This is a genomic window from Streptomyces lacaronensis (assembly GCF_047337785.1).
GTDB classification, from domain to species: Bacteria; Actinomycetota; Actinomycetes; order Streptomycetales; family Streptomycetaceae; genus Streptomyces; species Streptomyces lycopersici.
Genome location: NZ_JBLHDK010000003.1, coordinates 7,277,432 through 7,297,158, shown reverse-complemented (window position 1 = coordinate 7,297,158; position 19,727 = coordinate 7,277,432). Strand labels below are relative to the sequence as shown.

The window sequence follows — 19,727 nt, the reverse complement described above, 5'->3', positions numbered from 1 at the left end:
GTGGGGACGTCACGCGCCCTGATCGCCCGGCCACGCGCCCTGATCGCCCGGTCACGCGCCCTGCTCAACTGGCGCTCACTGCGCTGGAAGATCGCCCTGCTGGTGGCCGCGGCCTGCTGCGGCATCGCGCTGACGGTCGGGCTCCTGGTGCACCACAGCACCTACGAGCGGTCCATGCACGAGGGCGCGGCCAAGGCGTACACCGCCCTGGACACCGCCCTCGCCCCCGGCGGTGGCAGCGGGGACGACGGTGCCGTGCGCACCCCCGGGGAGATGCCGCCGAAGCTGGTGCGGATGGTCCGGGCCCAGGGGTTCGCCACCGTCTACGACGAGAGCCGTCCGTACCAGCCGAGGATGTGGGCCGGGCGCCGACTGCCCGGCGGCCGCCTGGTGGCGGTTTCGGTCGACATGACGTCGGACCAGCTCAGCCGCCGTGCCCTGGACCGGCACATGTGGAAGTACTCGCTGGCCGCGCTGGCCGTCATCGTGCCCCTGTCCGCCCTCGCCGCCGAACTCCCCAACCGGCGGCTGCGGCGGGTGGCGCGAACCGCACGGCGCATCGCCTCGGGCGACCTGGCCGCCAGGACGGAGGCGGGCGGACGGGCGGGCGACGAGATCACCGAGATCTCGGCCACGGTCGACTCCATGGCCGACAGCCTGCGGGACCGGCTGCGCAGCGAACAGCGCTTCACCGCCGATGTCGCGCACGAGTTGCGCACCCCGCTGATGGGCCTGGTCACCTCCACCGAACTGCTCCCGGAGAGCGAGGCCACCGACCTCGTCAGGGACCGGGTCCAGGTGCTGCGCACCCTGGTCGAGGATCTGTTGGAGATCTCCCGTCTCGACGCCGGTGTGGAACGCGCCGACCTGCGGCCCGTCGCGCTCCCGGACATGGTCCGGGGCTCACTGGCACGCACCGGCCTCGACGCGCGTCTCGCGGTCGGCGCCACGCCCGTCGTGGTCGAGACGGACCCGCGCCGGCTCGACCGGATCCTCGCCAACCTGCTCGGCAACGCCCACCGGCACGGCGCCGCGCCGGTCGAGCTCACCGTCGAGGGCACGACGGTCGTCGTCCGCGACCACGGCCCCGGCTTTCCCGACAGTCTCCTGGAGGAAGGGCCTCAGCGCTTCCGCACCGGCGCGGCCGAGCGTGGCCGCGGCCACGGGCTCGGACTGACCGTCGCCTCGGGCCAGGCCCGGGTCATCGGCGCGTCACTGCTCTTCTCGAACGCCGCCGACGGCGGGGCCGTCGTCACGCTCCGGCTGCCGCCGACGGGCTGACGCGACAGAGCCGATACACAACGCGATACACGACGGATGACCGGCCGAGCGGTGCCGGATCCACGGCCACGGCCCTGCCGAGATCCGCCCCGGCCAAAGTGGTTGACCTGCGACGTGACACGTCAACCAGCTTTGGAGGTGCCTTGCGGATGGCCCCCGATCACAGCCCCCGTGGACCCGGCGCGGGCACGGTGAAGCCGCCGCGGCCGGAGCCCGCGGGCGCCGGCCCCCAGGAGGGGGACCCGGCCGCGCCCGGCACCAGCCGCCCACGGATCAGGGCCCTGCGGAGGAGGTTGCCAACGGCCGGCGTCCGGGGCCGGGGCCGGGTCGTCGCCGGGCTCGCGCCGGCGGCCGCGCTGGTGATGCTGGGTCACGCCTGGATCCCCAACCGGGTCGGTCATCTCGGCAGTCTGGTCGAGACATTCCTGCCCTGGACGGGCCTGGCCGTGCCGCTGCTGCTGCTCTGCGCCCTCGTCCGCCGGTCCGCGACCGCCGCCGTGGCCGTCGTCCTGCCCGCCCTCACCTGGTGTTCGCTCTTCGGCGGGATGCTCCTCGACAAGCGGGCGGACGGCGGAGACCTGACCGTCGTGACCCACAACGTCGATGAGCACAATCCGCACCCCGTACGCACCGCCCGCGCCCTCGCGGCCTCCGGCGCCGATGTGCTGGCCCTCGAGGAACTTGGCGCCGCGACAGCGGCGTACGAGAGAACACTGGCCGGCACATACCCGTATCACACGGTGCGGGGCACGGTCGGGCTGTGGAGCAGGTATCCGGTCGACTCCTCCCGCACGGTGGACATCGCGCCCTGGCCACGCGCCCTGCGCGCCGTCGTGCGGACGCCCAAGGGGCCGGTCGCCGTCTTCGTCGCCCATCTGCTGTCGGTCCGGTTCGGCGCCAGGTCGGGCTTCACCGCCTCCGCCCGTGACGCCGCCGCGCACCGCCTCGGCACCGCGCTGCGCGCCGAACCACTGCGGCGCACCGTGCTCGTGGGCGATCTCAACGGCACCCTGGACGACCGGGGCCTGTCCGCGGTCACCTCCCGACTGCGCTCGGCCCAGGCCCAGGCGGGCGCCGGGTTCGGCCTCACCTGGCCCGCCTCGTTCCCCGTGGCGAGGATCGACCACGTTCTCGTGCGCGGCGTGGACCCGCGCGCGTCCTGGACACTGCCCGCCACCGACAGCGACCATCTGCCGGTGGCGGCGAGACTGCGGCTGTGAACTCCCGGGCGCCGAGGCCGCCACGCCTACCCCTTGGGCACGTAGAACTCCGTCGTGGCGCGCGTCGTCGCCGCCACCACCTCCGCCGGGGCCCCCGAGGCCTCGTACGCCGCGCCCCAGCGCTCGCTGCTGCGGGTCATGAACTCCCGTGCCTCGTCCGAGGCCTGCCACGCCTCCGGGTCGGCGGGCGCGCCTTCGCCCGTCAGGTGCAGGGTGAGGCCGAGCAGCGCGCCGTCCCAGCCGACGCCGACCGCGCCGGGGCCGAACTGGTCCCACATCCCGGGCGGTACGACGGCGACGTGCTCCAGCTCGAAGACGGTCCGCTCCTCGCCCTCGGCGGTCAGCCGGACCTCGACCTCGCTGAAGCCGGGGTTCTCGCCGAACAGCCAGCTCACCGCGAGCAGCCGCGGGGGTTCGCAGCGCAGGATCTCGCCGCCCGCGTTGCCCGTCAGCTGATAGTGGCCGCCCAGCTTCAGGTCGCCGCTCACCGGCAGGAACCAGCGGCTGATCCGCTCGGGGTCGGTACACGCGTCCCAGACGTCCTCGATCGCGGCGTCGTAGGTGCGCCGCAGCAGGACGGTTCGGGCCTCGCCGTCGGGCACCTCACGGGTGCCGACCTCGCGATGGACGTGGTTGATCTGGTCGACGATCTCGCTCATGAGTCATGTCTCCGCATCGGTTCCGCTGCCGCCGCCGCGCTCCTGATCGAGCCGCCGCTGCCGCTTGCCCCGCGCCAGTTCCGTCCCCAGCGCGTCCAGCCGCTGCTCCCAGAAGCCGCGGAACCGGTCGAGCCACCGGTCGACCTCCCGCAGGGGCGCGGCCTCGACGGCGTACAACCGCCGTGTGCCCTCGGCCCGTACGGAGGCGAATCCGGCCTCCCGCAACACCCGCAGATGCTGCGAGACGGCGGGCTGCGAGATGCCGAACTCGGCCCGGACGACGGAGCTGACCTCGCCGGAGGACCGCTCCCCCTCGGCGAGCAGCTCCAATATCCGGCGCCGGACGGGGTCCCCGAGGACATCGAGTGCGTGCACGCCCGGACTATGCCAGCCGTCGCTTATATAAGTCAACGCTTAACATGACTCCCCCGCGCCGCGGGGGTCAGCCGTCCGCCGGCTTCCCCAGAAGCTCGGAGGCGGCCTCGACGGCGCCGGACGCCGCGACCGGGGGCGCCGGATGGCAGGTGAAGCCGAGGCGCGTCATGGCCCGGGTCACCTCTCCCGCCGTGAAGTCGCGGCGGTCCTGGCGAGTGACCACCGCCCCGACCTGCTTGGCCGGGTAGAGGTGGCGGCCGATCTGGACCGATGGGCCGGTGATCGGTTCGGGGCTGACACCACTCATCGCGTCCGTCACCTCGCGCGCGGTCAGGTCGAAGGCGAAGTTGGCGATGATGCAGCGCATGGCGCCCCCACGGGGAGAGAAGAGGAGTCAGGAGCACCAGCGTGTCACACCTCGAAGCGGGAGGGCACAGCCCGGCGGGAAAATCGTCCACCCGACTCCCGCCGTTCCGAGGCCGCACGTGATAAGCTTCTTTCAGTTGCAGTTTTGGTACCCATGGACTTATATGCGCCTGGCGGTATGTAGCCGCAGGCGCATTTCTTGTTTTTGCCGGTCATTTCCGGATGGGGTCATTTCGGCGACTCGGGATGCGACTTCCACGTATTCCGGACCGAACCCATATGAAGGAGAAAGACATGGCTACTGGCACCGTGAAGTGGTTCAACGCGGAAAAGGGCTTCGGCTTCATCGAGCAGGACGGCGGCGGCGCCGACGTCTTCGCCCACTACTCGAACATCGCCACGAGCGGCTTCCGTGAGCTCCAGGAAGGCCAGAAGGTGACCTTCGACGTCACCCAGGGCCAGAAGGGCCCGCAGGCGGAGAACATCGTTCCCGCCTGATCGCAGCGCCTGTCACGAGCCGGGGCCCGTACCTGAAGGGGTGCGGGCCCCGGCTCGTACGCGTTTCCGCAGACCGCGCCCAGCAGAAGGCACCGCATTGAGCCGCTCCTCCCGCTCGTACCGCAAAAAACCCGCGCCCTCCCGTTCCGCCGGCCATGGCCGCTCCGGCAGCCATGGCCGCCCACGCTCCACCGGCGGAAACGACGGCGGAAACGAATTCGCCTTGCCGCCCGGCTCCGCCCCGGTGCTGCCCGCCGTCACGTCGTTCTCCGAGCTCGACATGCCGGATGAGCTGCTCGCGGAGCTGGCCCAGCAGGGTGTCACGGTGCCCTTCCCGATCCAGGCGGCCGCCCTCCCCAACGCCCTCACCGGCCGGGACGTCCTGGGCCGTGGCCGAACCGGCTCCGGCAAGACCCTCGCGTTCGGCCTCGCCCTGCTGGCCCGCACCGCCGGGCGGCGCGCGGAGCGCGGTCGCCCCCTGGCCCTGGTGCTGGTCCCCACCCGGGAGCTGGCCCAGCAGGTCACCGAGGCACTCGCCCCCTATGCCCGGCGGCTGCGGCTGCGTCCGGCCACCGTGGTCGGCGGAGTGTCGATCAACCGCCAGGCCGAGGCCCTGCGCAATGGCGCGGAGGTGGTCATCGCGACCCCCGGGCGCCTCCAGGACCTGATCGAACGCGGCGACTGCCGGCTGGACCAGGTGCGCACCACGGTCCTCGACGAGGCCGACCAAATGGCCGACATGGGCTTCCTGCCTCAGGTGACCCGGCTGCTGCGGCAGGTACCCGCCGACGGCCAGCGACTGCTGTTCTCCGCGACCCTCGACCACAACATCGGCCTGCTGGTGCGCCAGTTCCTCCACGACCCGGCCGTGCACTCGCTCGACCCGTCCGCCGGTGCCGTCACCACGATGGAGCACCATGTGCTGCACATCGCGGACACCGACAAGCGCTCCGTCGTCACCCGGGTCGCCGCCAGGGACGGCCGCGTCATCCTGTTCCTGGACACCAAGCGCGGCGTCGACCGGCTGACCAAGCATCTGCTGACCAGCGGCGTACGGGCGGCCGCGCTGCACGGCGGCAAGTCCCAGCCACAGCGCACCCGGACCCTGGACCACTTCAAGTCCGGCCATGTCACCGTGCTGGTGGCCACGAACGTCGCCGCCCGGGGCATCCATGTGGACGATCTCGATCTCGTCGTCAATGTCGACCCGCCCGCCGACCACAAGGACTATCTGCACCGTGGTGGCCGTACCGCCCGTGCGGGCGGATCCGGCAGCGTCATCACGCTGGTCACTCCGGACCAGCGCCGGGACATGACCCGTCTCATGGCCGACGCGGGCATCACCCCCCGGACCGCCCGGGTCCACTCCGCCGACCCCGAACTCACCCGTATCACCGGAGCGCAGGATCCCTCCGGTGTTCCCGTGACCATCAGCGCGCCCGTGCCGCCGCAGCCACAGCGTGCGGGCCGGGCCGCCCGTCGCCCCGCCAGGAGCCGTCGGCCCCGCCGTTAGGCCCGGGGCGGGGCCAGGCGCGGGGCCCGGACGGCGGCTGTCCGGGCGGACATCCGGCATTTCGCCATGATCGTGTCACGCCCGACCGGCGGTGGATGTCCCCATTACCCCGTCGGAGAGGCGACAATGGGCCACATGCCGATACCCAGCGCCGTGCCCAGCCGTGCCGAACTGATCGACCATCTCGTCCGTACGCGCATCGCGGGCGATGTCGCCACCCCTCGTGAGAACAACCTCTCCCACTACCGCAAGCTCGCGAACGGCGACCGCCACTACTGGCTGGGCCTGGAACTGGGCGACCGCTGGACCGATGAGCAGGACGTGCTGGCGGTCATGGCCGAGCGCTGCGGTGTGGTGGACGACCCTCAGCACCGCGCGGGGCAGGACACCATCGACCCGGAGCTGACCGTCGGCGCGCTGGACCGGATGGCGTCGGTGCTGCGGAAGGCGGCGGAGGCGAACGAGCGGGTGCTGTTCGCCACCGGGCACCCGGGCGGGCTGCTGGAGGTCCACCGGGCCACGGCGGCGGCGCTGCGGGCCGCCGGATGCGAGATCGTGGAGATCCCGGGCGGGCTGCAGGCGGACGAGGGGTACGTCTTCCAGTTCTGCGATGTGGCGGTGCTGGAGCGGGGCGCCACACTGTGGCACACCCACTCCCCCGCGCCCATGGCGGCGATCCTCGACGGGCTGGCCCACGAGGGGCGGCCGCTGCCCGATCTGGTGGTCGCCGACCACGGCTGGGCGGGGTGCGCGGGGCAGCGGGGCATCGACGCGGTGGGCTACGCGGACTGCAACGACCCGGCGCTCTTCCTCGGCGAGTCCGAGGGCACGCTGTCGGCGGTGGTCCCGCTGGACGACCACGTCACCAACCCGAGGTTCTACGACGCGATGACGGCGTACCTGCTGGACGCGGCGGGGCTGACGGCCCAGTTCTGACGTCCTGCTGGTCCTGACGGACCGGTTTCCGACGGACCGGTTACCGACGGACCGGTTACCGACGGACCGGTTACCGACGGAGCGGTTACCGCGGCTCCGGGCCGCCGCCCGCCGCGCTCACTTCTTGCCGCGCGGCACCCGCATGACCCCTTCCTGGATCACGGAGACGGCCAGCCGCCCGTCGGCGGTGAAGATACGGCCCTTGGCGAGCCCGCGTCCGCCGGACGCGGAGGGGCTCTCCTGGTCGTACAGCAGCCAGTCGTCCACCCGGAACGGCCGGTGGAACCACATGGCGTGATCCAGGCTGGCGCCGACGATGTCGCCGACCGCCCAGCCGCCGCGCCCATGGGCGAGCAGGATGGAGTCCAGCAGCGTCATATCGGAGACATAGGTCGCCAGGCAGACGTGGAGCAGGGGGTGGTCGGCGGCGCCGTCCAGTTTGCCGTTGGTCCGGAACCAAACCTGCGACTTCGGCTCGCGCGGCTGTCCGACGCTGCCGAAGGGCGGCTCGTCCACGTACCGCAGATCGACCGCGGCCCGCGCCTGGAGCATCCGCTCGGTCACCCCGGGGCCGAGGAAGAGGTGCTCATAGCGGGGCAGCAGCTCCTCGGCGGTGGGCAGGGAGAGCGGGTCGGGAACGTCCGGCATCGGCTCCTGGTGCTCGAGGCCGTCCTCGTGCAGCTGGAAGGAGGCCGAGAGATGGAAGATCGGCTGTCCGTGCTGGACGGCGACCACCCGGCGGGTGGTGAAGGAGTGGCCGTCCCGGATCCGGTCGACGGTGTAGACGATGGGCGCCCCGGGGTCGCCGGGCCGCAGGAAGTACGCGTGCAGCGAATGCGCCGAGCGGTCCGTGGGCACGGTGCGGCCCGCGGCGACCAGGGCCTGGGCGGCGACCTGACCGCCGAAGACCCGCGGTACGAGGGGTGCGGCGTCGCTGGTGCCGCGGAAGATGTCCTCCTCGATCTGCTCGAGGTCGAGCAGATCGAGAAGGCCCTGAAGTGCGTCATTCATGATTCAAGCAGTCTTGCAGACCCGGATTGCGGTCCTGTTGCCGCTGGTCATGACGGTCGTCACAGACCCATCGACTTGGCGACGATGGACCGCATGACCTCGCTGGTGCCGCCGTAGATCCGGTTGACGCGGGTGTCCGCGTACAGCCGGGCGATGGGGTACTCCATCATGTAGCCGTAGCCGCCGTGGAGCTGCAGGCACCGGTCGATGACGACGGCGGCGCGCTCGGTGGTGAAGAGCTTGGCGGAGGCGGCGTCGGCGGCGGTCAGCTCACCGGCGTCGTGCGCGTCCAGGGCCCGGTCCACGACCGCCTGCATCGCGTCCACCTCGGACTTGCAGTCGGCCAGCACGAACTTGGTGTTCTGGAACGACGCCACCGGCTGGCCGAAGACGGTGCGGTCCCGGACGTACTCGGTGGCGAACCGTACGGCGGCCGCGGCCTGTGCGTACGCCCCGACGGCGATCCCCAGGCGCTCCTGCGGCAGATTGTGGGCGAGGTAGCCGAACGCCTTGCCCTCCTCGCCCAGCAGGTCCTCCACCGGCACCTTGACGTCGGTGAAGGAGAGCTCGGCGGTGTCGGAGGTCTTCAGGCCCAGCTTCTCCAGCTTGCGGCCGACCGCGTAGCCCTCGCTCCTGGTGTCCACCACGAGGATGGATATGCCGCCGCGGCGGTCCTCGGGGGTGGGCGGGGCGGTGCGGGCGCAGACCAGCACGCGGTCGGCCAGGACGCCGCCGGTGATGAAGGTCTTGGCGCCGTTGAGGACGTAGTGGGTGCCGTCCTCGGAGAGCTTGGCGGTGGTCTTCATGCCCGCCAGGTCGGAGCCGGTGCCGGGCTCGGTCATGGCGATGGCGGTCATCATGTCGCCGGAGACGAAGGAGGGCAGCCAGCGCCGCTTCTGCTCCTCGCCGGCGTACTTGAGGAGGTACGGCAGGCACAGCGCGGTGTGGACACTGCTGCCACCGAAGCTGACCCCGGCGCGGGCGGTCTCCTCGGTGATGACGGCGTTGAACTTGAAGCTGGTCTCGCCGGCCCCGCCGTACTCCTCGGGCACCTCGATGCCGAAGACACCGAGCTCACCGAGCTTCTTGTAGAACTCGCGCGGGGCCTGGCCGGCCTCCCGCCACTCGTCGTAGTACGGCACGACCTCGGCCGCGATGAAGTCGCGGATGGTCTCCCGGAACGCCTCGTGGTCCTCGTTGAACACCGTGCGGCGCATATTGGCGTGGCCCTCCTCGCGGCTAAGCCGCCGCCGCTCCCGCGGATCCGCCCGGCCGCCGTCGTGATTCCTCGATGATGACTTGGCAACGCTCACCTAAGCGCTTGCTCAGTGAAAGCTACCCGCCAGTTACTCAGCCTGTCCAGCCTCTATAGGGCTCGGTTCATCTCCGGGGCGCGCCATCCACACCATGGGCGCCGTCGAAGGCGCCCAGGGCCAGGCGGTGCAGCAGGGTGGCGGTGGCCGCGCGCCCCGGGAGGGCTCCGGGGCGGCCGAGGTGGGGCGTGGAGTTGAGCAGCCCGAAGACCGCGTGGACACACGCACGGGCCTCGGCCTCGGCGAGCCGGGGGTAGACCTTCCGCACCACCTCGACCCACAGCTCCACGTACTGCCGCTGGAGGGAGCGCACCAGCTTGCGGTCGGTGTCCCGGAGCCGGTCGAGCTCGCGGTCGTGGAGGATGATCAGTGGGCGGTCGTCGAGGGCGAAGTCGATATGCCCCTCGATCAGCGAGTCCAGCACCTGCGCGGGGGCGCACCCGGCCCCCTCCCCCTCCGCGGCCCGCCGCTTGCCACCCGTCAGCAGCCGGCCGCTGATCCCGACGAGCAGCTCGGCCAGCATCGCCTCCTTGCCGGGGAAGTGGCGGTAGAGACCGGGGCCGCTGATGCCGACCGCGGCGCCTATCTCATCGACGCCGACGCCGTGGAAGCCGCGCTCGGCGAAGAGGCGGGCGGCCTCCTTGAGGATCTGCTCACGGCGGCTCGGGGCGGGTGCTTGCGTGCTCATGGACTCAATTCTAGACAGCGGGGTTAGTGGTCGTTAACCTGGTGGGGAGTAGTTAACGTTCACTAACGGTACCGAGCGGGACCGAGCGAGGGGGCTCGTAGCCATGGAGCAGGCACCGGCGCTGCGCAGCGGCGCCGACCCGGGGTCCGAGGCCTGGAAGGCCAATGAGGCCGGGCACCGCGAGCTGGCCGCGCGGCTGCGCGAGAAGCTGGCCGTGGCGCGGCTGGGCGGCGGGGAGAAGGCGCGGGCGCGGCACACCGCGCGCGGCAAGCTGCTGCCGCGCGACCGGGTGGACACCCTCCTGGACCCGGGCTCCCCGTTCCTGGAGCTGGCACCGCTCGCGGCCGAGGGGATGTACGAGGGCCAGGCCCCCGCGGCGGGGGTGATCGCCGGGATCGGGCGGGTGTCGGGCCGTGAGGTGGTCGTGGTCGCCAATGACGCCACCGTCAAGGGCGGCACGTACTACCCGATGACGGTGAAGAAGCATCTGCGCGCCCAGGAGGTCGCGTTGGAGAACCACCTGCCGTGCGTCTATCTGGTCGACTCCGGCGGTGCCTTCCTCCCCATGCAGGACGAGGTCTTCCCGGACCGCGACCACTTCGGGCGGATCTTCTACAACCAGGCGCGGCTGTCCGGCTCCGGGATTCCGCAGGTCGCGGCCGTGATGGGGTCCTGCACGGCGGGCGGGGCGTATGTCCCGGCGATGAGCGACGAGGCCGTGATCGTGCGCGGGCAGGGCACGATCTTCCTGGGCGGGCCTCCGCTGGTGAAGGCGGCCACCGGTGAGGTGGTCTCGGCGGAGGAGCTGGGCGGCGGCGAGGTCCACTCCCGGGTCTCGGGCGTGACCGACCACCTGGCCGAGGACGACCCCCACGCGCTGCGGATCGTCCGCTCCATCGTCGCCACCCTGCCGCCGTCCCCGATGCGGCAGGGATCGCCGCCGTGGCCGCTGGAGCCCTCCGAGGAGCCCGCGGTGGACCCGGAGGGGCTCTACGGGGCGGTCCCGGTCGACTCGCGCACGCCGTACGACGTACGGGAGGTCATCGCGCGGGTGGTGGACGGCTCGCGGTTCGCCGAGTTCAAGGCCGAGTTCGGCACCACGCTGGTCACGGGCTTCGCGCGGATCATGGGCCACCCGGTGGGCATCGTCGCCAACAACGGCATCCTGTTCTCCGAATCGGCCCAGAAGGGCGCCCATTTCATCGAGCTGTGCGACCAGCGCGGCATCCCCCTGGTCTTCCTGCAGAACATCTCGGGGTTCATGGTGGGCCGCAGCTATGAGGCGGGCGGTATCGCCAAGCACGGCGCCAAGATGGTCACCGCCGTGGCCTGCACCCGCGTCCCCAAGCTCACGGTCGTCATCGGCGGTTCCTACGGCGCGGGCAACTACTCGATGTGCGGCCGGGCCTATTCGCCGCGCTTCCTGTGGATGTGGCCCAACGCCAAGATCTCGGTGATGGGCGGTGAGCAGGCCGCCTCCGTGCTCGCCACCGTCAAGCGCGACCAGATGGAGGCGCGCGGGGAGGAGTGGAGCGCCGAGGACGAGGAGGCGTTCCGGGCCCCGGTCCGCGAGCAGTACGAGGCGCAGGGAAACGCCTATTACGCCACCGCCCGGCTGTGGGACGACGGTGTGATCGACCCCCTGGAGACCCGCACGGTGCTCGGCCTCGCCCTTACGGCCTGCGCCAACGCACCGCTGCCCGGCCGTACGGCCACCGAACCCGCGGCGCCCGGCTTCGGCGTCTTCCGGATGTGAGGGGGATGCACCCGATGAGTGGCATGAGCGGTACGAAGGCGGCCGGCCCGTCGCCCGCGATGTTCGACACCGTCCTGGTGGCCAACCGCGGTGAGATCGCCGTGCGTGTCATCCGCACCCTGCGGCGGCTCGGAGTGCGCTCGGTCGCCGTCTACAGCGACGCCGACGCGGACGCCCGCCATGTGCGCGAGGCGGACACGGCGGTGCGGATCGGCCCCGCCCCCGCCGCGGAGAGCTATCTGTCCATCGAGCGGCTGCTGGAGGCCGCGGCGCGCACCGGCGCCCAGGCCGTCCACCCCGGCTATGGCTTCCTCGCGGAGAACGGGGCGTTCGCCCGCGCCTGCGCCGACGCTGGGCTCGCCTTCATCGGGCCACCCGCCGGGGCCATCGAGCTGATGGGCGACAAGATCCGCGCCAAGGAGACCGTGCGCGCGGCCGGGGTGCCGGTGGTGCCGGGCTCCTCGGGCAGCGGGCTGACGGACGAGCAGCTCACCGCCGCCGCCCGGGAGATCGGGATGCCGGTGCTGCTGAAGCCCTCGGCGGGCGGCGGCGGCAAGGGCATGCGGCTGGTCCGCGACGAGGCGCTGCTCGCCGACGAGATCGCGGCCGCCCGGCGGGAGGCGCGCGGCGCCTTCGGCGATGACACGCTGCTGGTGGAGCGCTGGATCGACCGGCCCCGGCACATCGAGATCCAGGTGCTGGCGGACGGTCAGGGGCACGTGGTCCACCTCGGGGAGCGCGAGTGCTCGCTCCAGCGCCGCCATCAGAAGATCATCGAAGAGGCGCCCAGCCCGCTGCTGGACGAGGCCACCCGGGCGCGGATGGGCGAGGCCGCGGTGGCTGCGGCCCGGTCCTGCGGCTATGTGGGCGCGGGCACGGTCGAGTTCATCGTGCCGGGCGACGATCCGTCGGCGTACTGCTTCATGGAGATGAACACCCGCCTCCAGGTGGAGCATCCGGTCACCGAGCTGACGGTGACGGTCGACGGGCGGCCCGGGCTGGACCTGGTGGAGTGGCAGCTGCGCGTCGCCGCGGGCGAGCCGCTGCCGTTCGGGCAGGACGGCATCGCCTTCGCGGGCCACGCGGTGGAGGCCCGTATCTGCGCCGAGACCGCCCGCGCGGCGGCCGACGGCCGGGTGGATTTCCTGCCCTCGGCCGGGACCGTACTGGCGCTGGACGAGCCGGAGGGCGAGGGGGTGCGGGTCGACTCCGGGCTGAGCCGGGGCACCGAGGTCGGCACGGTCTACGACCCGATGCTCGCCAAGGTCATCGCCCATGGCCCCGACCGCCCCACCGCCCTGCGTCGGCTGCGCGCCGCCCTCGGCTCCCTGACCGTCCTCGGCGTGGACACCAACACGGGCTTTCTGCGCCGTCTGGCCGCCCACCCCGCGGTCGCCTCCGGTGAGCTCGACACGGGCCTGGTCGACCGCGCGGCGGCCCAGCTGATTCCGGCGGCCATACCGGAGGAGGTCTACGCGACGGCGGCCCTGCTGCGCCAGGCGGCGCTGGAGCCCACCGCTGCGCGTGGCGGTGGATCCGGTGCGCGCCCGGAGCCCGGCGGCTCCGGCCTCGGCGGCCCGGCCGCGGACGTCTGGGTCGATCCGTTCTCGGTGCCGACCGGCTGGCGGCTCGGCGGGCACCCCGCCTGGACGGTCCACCGCCTCCGCGTAGCGGGCCACCCCCCGGTGACGGTCCGCGTCCGCGGCCGCGCCCACGATGCGGAGCTCCGTATCGAGCACGCTGACACCACCCCGGCAACAACCGGGTCAACGCCCCGCCCCGGCGAACCCCCGGCAGCACCCGAGGCGACAACCCGGCCCGGCGAACCCCAGGGCGCGGGCCAAGCCGCCCCGGAGACCCCCGCCACCGACCGGACCGACGAGCCACAGAGCACGGCAGCCCAGGCCGCCCGGCCCATGGGCGCGGGCGAGGGCGGCGCGGCGGCCCTGGTCACCGGGACCAGCCCCAGCTCCACCGTCACCGGCGCCAGTGCGCGCATCCCGGAAGCGGAGGCGGACGAGCGGGCCGCCGCCCACCACACGGCAGCGGACCGCCGCTCCGGCGGGGCGCGCGAGGCAGCGGGCACGGCCCCGCGCGGGGCGGACCCGCGCCCGGCGGCCGACGCGGGCGCGGGCACCGCCACTCCGGCCCCCGCAGACGCGGGCGCGGGCACAAGCACCGCTCCGGCCCGCGCGGGGGCGGACGCCGCATGGCGTCCGACCGCCGACGCCGACGCGGGTGCGGGTATGCGGGCGCGGCTCATCGCCCTCGAAGAGGGCACCGTGTTGCTGGACCTCGGCGGGGTCACCCACCGCTTCCGGCACACCGCGCACGGCGCGAGCCACTGGCTGGGGCGGGACGGGGACGCCTGGCGCGTGGTCGGGCACGACCCGGTGGAGGAGGCGCTGCGCGGCGGGGCCGCCGCGGCGCACGCCGGGGAGCTGACCGCGCCCATGCCCGGCACCGTCACCGTCGTGAAGGCGGCCGTCGGCGACGAGGTCACCGCGGGTCAGGGCCTGCTGGTGGTCGAGGCGATGAAGATGGAGCACCTCATCTCCGCGCCGCACGACGGCACCGTCACCGAGCTTGAGGTGACCCCCGGCAGCACGGTCGCCATGGATCAGCTGCTGGCGGTCGTCACCCCGCACGAGCCGCAGCAGAGCGAGGAGCGTGAGCGATGACCCTCCCCATGACCGTCCCGGCCCCCGGGCTGCCCACCCGGGTCCGGATCCACGAGGTGGGCCCCCGGGACGGGTTGCAGAACGAGAAGGCCCTGGTCCCGGCGGCCATCAAGGCCGAGTTCATCCACCGGCTCGCCGAGGCCGGCCTCACCACCATCGAGGCCACCAGCTTCGTCCACCCCAAGTGGGTGCCCCAACTGGCCGACGCCGAGGAGCTGATGCCGCTCATCGACGACGTGGACGCCCGGCTCCCCGTGCTCGTGCCCAATGAGCGCGGACTGGACCGCGCCCTCGCGCTGGGCGCGCGCGAGATCGCCGTCTTCGCCAGCGCCACGGAGTCCTTCGCCAAGGCCAATCTCAACCGCACGGTGGACGGCGCGCTGGAGATGTTCGAGCCGGTCGTCACCAAGGCCACGGACGCGGGCGTGGCCGTGCGCGGCTATCTGTCGATGTGCTTCGGCGACCCGTGGGAGGGCCCGGTCCCGATCTCCCAGACCGTCTCGGTCAGCCGCCGCCTGATGGACATGGGATGCGACGAGATCAGCCTCGGCGACACCATCGGCGTGGCCACCCCGGGCCATGTCCGGGAGCTGCTGGACACGCTCAACGAGGCGGGCGTCGCCGATGAGCGGCTGGCCGTGCACTTCCACGACACCTACGGCCAGGCCCTTGCCAACACCCTTGCCGCGCTCGAGCACGGTGTGACCACCGTCGACGCCTCCGCCGGGGGCCTCGGCGGCTGCCCGTACGCCAAGAGCGCCACCGGCAACCTCGCCACCGAAGACCTCGTGTGGATGCTCGACGGCCTCGGCATCGAGACCGGGGTCGACATCGGCCGTCTCACCGCCACCAGCGTGTGGATGGCCCGGCATCTGGGCCGGCCCAGCCCGTCCCGCACCGTCCGCGCCCTCTCCCAGAAGGAGATCTGAGCCATGCCGATCGACCACCGACTCAGCCCCGAACACGAGGAACTGCGCCGCACCGTCGAGGCGTTCGCGCATGATGTGGTCGCCCCCAAGATCGGGGAGTACTGGGAGCACCATGAGTTCCCGTACGAGATCATTCGCGAGATGGGCCGGATGGGCCTGTTCGGCCTGCCCTTCCCGGAGGAGTACGGCGGTATGGGCGGGGACTACTTCGCGCTCTGCCTCGCCCTGGAGGAGCTGGCCCGGGTGGACTCCTCGGTGGCGATCACCCTGGAGGCGGGGGTCTCGCTCGGCGCGATGCCGATCTTCCTCTACGGCACGGAGGAGCAGAAGCGCACCTGGCTGCCGGGTCTCTGCTCCGGGGAGACCCTGGGCGCGTTCGGCCTGACCGAGCCCGGCGGCGGCTCGGACGCGGGCGCCACCCGCACCACGGCCCGGCTGGACGAGACCACGGGCGAGTGGGTGATCAACGGCACCAAGTGCTTCATCACCAACTCCGGTACGGACATCACCGCGCTGGTCACCGTCACCGCCGTCACCGCCCGCAAGGAGGACGGCCGCCCCGAAATCTCCTCGATCATCGTGCCGTCCGGCACCCCCGGCTTCAGCGTGGCCGCCCCCTACTCCAAGGTGGGGTGGAATGCCTCGGACACCCGCGAGCTGTCCTTCGCCGACTGCCGGGTCCCGGCCGCGAACCTGCTGGGCGCGGAGGGCCGGGGCTACGCCCAGTTCCTGCGGATACTGGACGAGGGCCGGATCGCGATCTCCGCCCTGGCCACCGGGCTCGCCCAGGGCTGTGTGGACGAGTCGGTGGCGTACGCCAGAACCCGCGAGGCGTTCGGCCGCCCCATCGGCGCCAACCAGGCGATCCAGTTCAAGCTGGCCGACATGGAGATGCGCGCCCATATGGCCCGGGTGGCCTGGCGCGACGCGGCGTCCCGGCTGGTACTCGGCGAGCCGTTCAAGAAGGAGGCGTCGATCGCGAAGCTCTACTCCTCCGAGGTCGCGGTGGACAACGCCCGCGAGGCCACCCAGATCCACGGTGGCTACGGCTTTATGAACGAGTATCCGGTGGCCCGGATGTGGCGGGACTCCAAGATCCTGGAGATCGGCGAGGGCACCAGCGAGGTCCAGCGCACGCTGATCGCCCGAGAGCTGGGCTTCGCGAGCTGAGCAAGCGGCGTTGAGCGCCGCCCGGCGGGGCCCGGTACCCGGCCGGGCGGCGGACCCGGCCGGTCCGCCCACTTCCCGGAGCCTCGGGGCCTCGGGGCCCGGGGCCCCCGGGGCAGGGCCGGGCGGCACCCGCTCCAACCCACCCGGCGCCGCCCGCCGGGGCGGGCGCCCCGGCCCGGAGCGGGCCCGAGGACCGGGCCCCGGGAGAGGCTCAGCTGTTGGGCCAGGGGATCTGCGGGGAGTGGTAGTACGCGATGCCCATCGCGTCCCAGCGGGGGCCCTGCGCGGCGACCCGCACCTTGTATGCGTCCCAGTTGTGCGTGCTCGCGGGCGACCAGCTCAGCTCGGCGATGCCGGGGAGCCGGGGGAAGGCCATGTACTCGATCTGCGGGCTGGTCCGGAGGGTCTCCGACCACAGCGGCGCCTCGACACCGAGCACCGAGGACTCCGGGGCGTCCTTGATGTACGTGCCCGGGTCCCAGTCGTAGGACTGCTTCGCCTCGACGTACCCGGCCCAGTTCTGCCCCAGCGGCGTGTCGGCGTTGTACTTCATGTCCAGATAGGCACGGTTGGCAGGGGAGAGGACCAGCCGGGTGCCCGCCTTGGCCGCGTCCGCGACCTCCTTCTCGCTCCCGTCCGTCCCCCAGTACTGGGCGATCGCGTCCTTCGCGGGGTGCGCACCGGTCAGCTGGTGCCAGCCGACCACCGTCTTGCCGTACTCGGCGACCACCGGCTGCACCCGGTCCATGAAGGCCACATAGTCCTCATGGCTGGTGGAGTGGGCCTCGTCGCCGCCGATGTGGAGGTAGGGGCCGGGGGTGAGGGCGGCGAGCTCGCGGATGACGTCGTCCACGAAGTCGTACGTCACCTCCTTCGGCGCGCACAGCGAGCTGAAACCGACCTCGGTACCGGTGTAGAGCGGCGGGGCGACGCCGTCGCAGTTGAGCTCCGCGTAGGAGGCGAGCGCCGCGTTGGTGTGGCCCGGCATGTCGATCTCGGGGACGACGGTCAGCTCACGGCTCGCCGCGTAGCGCACGATCTCGCGGTAGTCGTCCTTGGTGTAGTAGCCACCGGGCCCGCCCCCGACCTGTGTGGAACCGCCGTGACTGGCCAGCTTCGGCCAGGAGTCGATCGCGATCCGCCATCCCTGGTCGTCCGAGAGATGCAGATGCAGCGTGTTGATCTTGTAGAGGGCCAGCTGGTCGATATAGCGCTTGACCTGGTCCACACCGAAGAAGTGCCGGGAGACATCGAGCATCGCGCCCCGCCAGGCGTAGCGCGGCACATCGGTGATGGTGCCGCCGGAGACCCGCCAGGGGCCCGGCTGCCGGGTGGTGCGCTCGATGGACGCGGGCAGCAGCTGCCGCAGTGTCTGGACGCCGTGGAACAGCCCGGCGGAGCCGCGTGCGGTGAGGGTGATCGCCCGGCCGGTCACCTGGAACCGGTACCCCTCCTCGCCCAGCGTCCGCGCCCCGGCCGCCTCGGGCGTCAGCCGCAGCCGGATGCCCTCGTCACCCGATCGCGTGGTGACGGGGAGCGAAAAGCCGGTGGAGGGCCGCAGCACCCGCGCCAGGTAGTCGCCCACCCGGCGCGCCGAACGCGCCGAGCCGTCGGAGCCGGACACCCGGATGCGGGTATCGGGGCGGATCGCGTACGAGCCCGCCGCTGGCCGTACGGACGCGGGCGCGGGCACGACCCGGTCCAGCGGGGTCGGGGCGGCCGCGGCGGGGTTCTGGGCGGAAGCGAAGGACGAGCGAGAGGACCAGGGGGAAGCCGGAGAAGCGGAGGCGGAGGAGGCCGCGGTCCCCGCCCCGGCCACCACGGTCAGCAGCAGGGAACACAGAAGTCGAGCACGGCGTCGTCTCACAGGGGATCCCTTCAACGAAACGTGGCATCTTGGGTACCGCGAGGGTCAGTTGCGGTCAAGGTGTAGACCAATGTGTCGCTGTCTGCCTGTCAGAATTCACCGCATGGCGGAAATCACCCAGCGCGATGGCGCCTGGAGCTTTGACGGGGAAGCGATCCGGATCGTCCCGGGGCGGGACCGCGCCGTACCGGCCGTACGGCAGGCACTCGGCGAACTGACCGTCCCCTTGGTGGCCTTGGCCGGGCTGGCCTACGAGCCGGGGCGGAAGTCGGGCCGGCTGCGGCTGCGCCTGCGCGAGGGGGCGGACCCGCTGCTCCAGGCCACCGGCGGCAAGCTGCCGGACGCCGCCGATCCGTATCAGCTCTCGGTGGAGCCGGACCGCAGGGACCTCGCCGAGTATCTGGTCGACGAGGTCCGCCGGGTCCTGACCCTGGAGCAGGTGCCGCCCGGCCCCTGCGACCGCTATGTGCTGCCCGGCCCCCCGGTGCCGATCTCGGCGTCGGCGGGCGACGCCACGGCCTCCTTCGACGGGGAGCGGGTCCGGCTGGACTGGAACTGGAAGACCGAGGAGTCGAAGAAATCCGGCGGCCCCCGCACGATCCTCCTGTCCGATCTGGAGACGGTGGAGTGGGTCCCGGCCGCCGGGCTGGAGAACGGCTACCTCCGCTTCATCACGGCGAAGGCCACGGCGACGGCCGCGCCCAAGTACGACCCGCACGCCGTGGTGCTGTACGGGTTCAAGAAGGATCCGCTGATGGCGCTGGTCGCGGCGGCCGTCATGGCGCGGATGCCGCATCCGGGCGCCCCGGCGAAGGCGCTCCCCGCCCAGCCGTCCGCACCCGAACCGGCGCCCGTGGACGCCCCGCCCGCCGGGGGCGACGAGGGTGAGGTGGATCACGACGTTCTGCTGCGACGGCTGCGCGAACTCGGCGATCTTCACCAGAGCGGGATCCTCACCGAGGAGGAGTTCACCACCGCCAAACAGGCCGTGCTCCGCCGCTTCTCCGACGCCTGAGGGACGGCTTCCCCGCGACCGAGGGACGGATTTTCCGACGCCTGAAAGACGGATTCCCCGCCACCGAGGGACGGATTTTCCGTCATCGAGACCCAACCCTGCCCGATATCGGGCAGGAATGTTGCGAAACGCCGCGCCGCATCGCAATATCTACGGATGCTCGACCGCCGTATGTCCCACGATGACCTCATCGACCACCTGGTCCGCAGTACGCCGCTCAGCCACGGCGAGGCGGGCCGGGTGGTGCTGGACGTCCTGGCGTACTTCGACGAGACGACGGAGGAGTTCGTCCGGCGCCGCCACCGCGAACTCCAGTCCGGCGGGCTGACCAACGCGGACATCTTCGAGCGGATCACGGCCGAGCTGCCGTACCGCGCGGTGGCCCCGCCCGAACTCTCGCTGCGCCAGCTGCGCCGCATCGTCTACGGCTGACCACGCCGGTACGACGC

General features: G+C 72.2%; 18 protein-coding genes. 11 read left to right on the top strand and 7 right to left on the bottom strand.

Annotated elements, in window-relative coordinates:
• Together ACMTAK_RS31775 and ACMTAK_RS31770 are read left to right on the top strand one after the other, a co-directional pair.
• On the top strand, nucleotides 1–1,281 hold the full coding sequence (locus ACMTAK_RS31775; RefSeq protein ID WP_413809343.1) for a sensor histidine kinase: 1,281 nt from the start codon (nucleotides 1–3) through the stop codon (nucleotides 1,279–1,281).
• Nucleotides 1,282–1,643: 362 nt separating this feature from the next.
• Entirely contained in the window at nucleotides 1,644–2,501 is an 858-nt protein-coding gene (locus ACMTAK_RS31770; protein WP_413813054.1) for an endonuclease/exonuclease/phosphatase family protein, read from the top strand.
• Between the two features lie 26 nt (nucleotides 2,502–2,527).
• Here the strand turns inward: ACMTAK_RS31770 and ACMTAK_RS31765 are convergent, their stop codons facing one another.
• The 3 genes from ACMTAK_RS31765 to ACMTAK_RS31755 form a co-directional block, all read right to left on the bottom strand.
• Nucleotides 2,528–3,160 carry an SRPBCC family protein gene (locus ACMTAK_RS31765; RefSeq protein ID WP_413809342.1) on the bottom strand — a complete coding sequence of 211 codons (633 nt, stop codon included), beginning with the start codon at nucleotides 3,158–3,160 and terminating at the stop codon, nucleotides 2,528–2,530.
• A gap of 3 nt (nucleotides 3,161–3,163) precedes the next feature.
• The gene (locus ACMTAK_RS31760; protein ID WP_037953097.1) at nucleotides 3,164–3,535 is read right to left on the bottom strand and encodes an ArsR/SmtB family transcription factor; all 372 of its coding nucleotides are present in this window, start codon (nucleotides 3,533–3,535) and stop codon (nucleotides 3,164–3,166) included.
• A 67-nt stretch (nucleotides 3,536–3,602) separates the two neighbouring features.
• Nucleotides 3,603–3,902 (bottom strand): SCO5918 family protein, encoded by a 300-nt coding sequence (locus tag ACMTAK_RS31755; RefSeq protein WP_413809341.1) that lies wholly within the window; start codon nucleotides 3,900–3,902, stop codon nucleotides 3,603–3,605.
• Nucleotides 3,903–4,195: 293 nt separating this feature from the next.
• On the opposite strand from ACMTAK_RS31755, the gene ACMTAK_RS31750 reads away from it, so the two are divergent.
• The 3 genes from ACMTAK_RS31750 to ACMTAK_RS31740 all read left to right on the top strand — a co-directional run bounded on the left by ACMTAK_RS31750 (nucleotide 4,196) and on the right by ACMTAK_RS31740 (nucleotide 6,848).
• Nucleotides 4,196–4,399 carry a cold-shock protein gene (locus ACMTAK_RS31750; protein ID WP_020871138.1) on the top strand — a complete coding sequence of 68 codons (204 nt, stop codon included), beginning with the start codon at nucleotides 4,196–4,198 and terminating at the stop codon, nucleotides 4,397–4,399.
• Between the two features lie 97 nt (nucleotides 4,400–4,496).
• A complete protein-coding gene (locus ACMTAK_RS31745) occupies nucleotides 4,497–5,912 on the top strand; it encodes a DEAD/DEAH box helicase (protein ID WP_413809340.1) in 1,416 nt (471 codons plus the stop codon).
• 126 nt (nucleotides 5,913–6,038) lie between these two features.
• The gene (locus ACMTAK_RS31740; RefSeq protein WP_413809339.1) at nucleotides 6,039–6,848 is read left to right on the top strand and encodes a phosphatase; all 810 of its coding nucleotides are present in this window, start codon (nucleotides 6,039–6,041) and stop codon (nucleotides 6,846–6,848) included.
• 117 nt (nucleotides 6,849–6,965) lie between these two features.
• Here the strand turns inward: ACMTAK_RS31740 and ACMTAK_RS31735 are convergent, their stop codons facing one another.
• The 3 genes from ACMTAK_RS31735 to ACMTAK_RS31725 all read right to left on the bottom strand — a co-directional run bounded on the left by ACMTAK_RS31735 (nucleotide 6,966) and on the right by ACMTAK_RS31725 (nucleotide 9,860).
• Nucleotides 6,966–7,859, bottom strand: a complete 894-nt coding sequence (locus tag ACMTAK_RS31735) for an acyl-CoA thioesterase (protein WP_413809338.1) — start codon at nucleotides 7,857–7,859, stop codon at nucleotides 6,966–6,968.
• Nucleotides 7,860–7,918: 59 nt separating this feature from the next.
• Nucleotides 7,919–9,076 (bottom strand): acyl-CoA dehydrogenase family protein, encoded by a 1,158-nt coding sequence (locus ACMTAK_RS31730; protein ID WP_413809337.1) that lies wholly within the window; start codon nucleotides 9,074–9,076, stop codon nucleotides 7,919–7,921.
• Between the two features lie 163 nt (nucleotides 9,077–9,239).
• Entirely contained in the window at nucleotides 9,240–9,860 is a 621-nt protein-coding gene (locus ACMTAK_RS31725) for an SACE_7040 family transcriptional regulator (protein ID WP_413809336.1), read from the bottom strand.
• 103 nt (nucleotides 9,861–9,963) lie between these two features.
• Between ACMTAK_RS31725 and ACMTAK_RS31720 the strand changes: the two genes are divergently transcribed.
• The 4 genes from ACMTAK_RS31720 to ACMTAK_RS31705 are packed head-to-tail and all read left to right on the top strand — an operon-like array spanning nucleotide 9,964 to nucleotide 16,396.
• The gene (locus tag ACMTAK_RS31720) at nucleotides 9,964–11,616 is read left to right on the top strand and encodes a carboxyl transferase domain-containing protein (protein ID WP_413809335.1); all 1,653 of its coding nucleotides are present in this window, start codon (nucleotides 9,964–9,966) and stop codon (nucleotides 11,614–11,616) included.
• A gap of 59 nt (nucleotides 11,617–11,675) precedes the next feature.
• Entirely contained in the window at nucleotides 11,676–14,297 is a 2,622-nt protein-coding gene (locus ACMTAK_RS31715; RefSeq protein ID WP_413813053.1) for an ATP-binding protein, read from the top strand.
• A complete protein-coding gene (locus ACMTAK_RS31710; RefSeq protein WP_413809334.1) occupies nucleotides 14,294–15,226 on the top strand; it encodes a hydroxymethylglutaryl-CoA lyase in 933 nt (310 codons plus the stop codon). The genes ACMTAK_RS31715 and ACMTAK_RS31710 overlap by 4 nt, the downstream gene beginning before the upstream one ends.
• 3 nt (nucleotides 15,227–15,229) lie before the next feature.
• Nucleotides 15,230–16,396 (top strand): acyl-CoA dehydrogenase family protein, encoded by a 1,167-nt coding sequence (locus tag ACMTAK_RS31705; RefSeq protein WP_413809333.1) that lies wholly within the window; start codon nucleotides 15,230–15,232, stop codon nucleotides 16,394–16,396.
• Between the two features lie 211 nt (nucleotides 16,397–16,607).
• Here ACMTAK_RS31705 and ACMTAK_RS31700 read toward each other — a convergent pair whose 3' ends face one another.
• Nucleotides 16,608–18,263 carry a beta-N-acetylhexosaminidase gene (locus ACMTAK_RS31700; protein WP_413809332.1) on the bottom strand — a complete coding sequence of 552 codons (1,656 nt, stop codon included), beginning with the start codon at nucleotides 18,261–18,263 and terminating at the stop codon, nucleotides 16,608–16,610.
• Nucleotides 18,264–18,366: 103 nt separating this feature from the next.
• Between ACMTAK_RS31700 and ACMTAK_RS31695 the strand changes: the two genes are divergently transcribed.
• Nucleotides 18,367–19,278 (top strand): DUF4429 domain-containing protein, encoded by a 912-nt coding sequence (locus ACMTAK_RS31695; protein ID WP_413809331.1) that lies wholly within the window; start codon nucleotides 18,367–18,369, stop codon nucleotides 19,276–19,278.
• A 156-nt stretch (nucleotides 19,279–19,434) separates the two neighbouring features.
• Entirely contained in the window at nucleotides 19,435–19,710 is a 276-nt protein-coding gene (locus ACMTAK_RS31690; RefSeq protein WP_413809330.1) for a hypothetical protein, read from the top strand.
• The last annotated feature ends 17 nt before the right edge of the window (nucleotides 19,711–19,727 follow it).

Excerpts from the sequence above, each read along its gene's own strand:
- ACMTAK_RS31715 (WP_413813053.1), top strand. The coding sequence starts at position 11,676 with ATGTTCGACACCGTCCTGGTGGCCAACCGCGGTGAGATCGCCGTGCGT.
- ACMTAK_RS31690 (WP_413809330.1), top strand. The coding sequence starts at position 19,435 with ATGCTCGACCGCCGTATGTCCCACGATGACCTCATCGACCACCTGGTC.
- ACMTAK_RS31725 (WP_413809336.1), bottom strand. The coding sequence starts at position 9,860 with ATGAGCACGCAAGCACCCGCCCCGAGCCGCCGTGAGCAGATCCTCAAG.
- ACMTAK_RS31730 (WP_413809337.1), bottom strand. The coding sequence starts at position 9,076 with ATGCGCCGCACGGTGTTCAACGAGGACCACGAGGCGTTCCGGGAGACC.
- ACMTAK_RS31705 (WP_413809333.1), top strand. The coding sequence starts at position 15,230 with ATGCCGATCGACCACCGACTCAGCCCCGAACACGAGGAACTGCGCCGC.
- ACMTAK_RS31740 (WP_413809339.1), top strand. The coding sequence starts at position 6,039 with ATGGGCCACATGCCGATACCCAGCGCCGTGCCCAGCCGTGCCGAACTG.
- ACMTAK_RS31695 (WP_413809331.1), top strand. The coding sequence starts at position 18,367 with ATGGCGGAAATCACCCAGCGCGATGGCGCCTGGAGCTTTGACGGGGAA.
- ACMTAK_RS31750 (WP_020871138.1), top strand. The coding sequence starts at position 4,196 with ATGGCTACTGGCACCGTGAAGTGGTTCAACGCGGAAAAGGGCTTCGGC.
- ACMTAK_RS31720 (WP_413809335.1), top strand. The coding sequence starts at position 9,964 with ATGGAGCAGGCACCGGCGCTGCGCAGCGGCGCCGACCCGGGGTCCGAG.
- ACMTAK_RS31765 (WP_413809342.1), bottom strand. The coding sequence starts at position 3,160 with ATGAGCGAGATCGTCGACCAGATCAACCACGTCCATCGCGAGGTCGGC.
- ACMTAK_RS31755 (WP_413809341.1), bottom strand. The coding sequence starts at position 3,902 with ATGCGCTGCATCATCGCCAACTTCGCCTTCGACCTGACCGCGCGCGAG.
- ACMTAK_RS31770 (WP_413813054.1), top strand. The coding sequence starts at position 1,644 with ATGCTGGGTCACGCCTGGATCCCCAACCGGGTCGGTCATCTCGGCAGT.
- ACMTAK_RS31710 (WP_413809334.1), top strand. The coding sequence starts at position 14,294 with ATGACCCTCCCCATGACCGTCCCGGCCCCCGGGCTGCCCACCCGGGTC.
- ACMTAK_RS31735 (WP_413809338.1), bottom strand. The coding sequence starts at position 7,859 with ATGAATGACGCACTTCAGGGCCTTCTCGATCTGCTCGACCTCGAGCAG.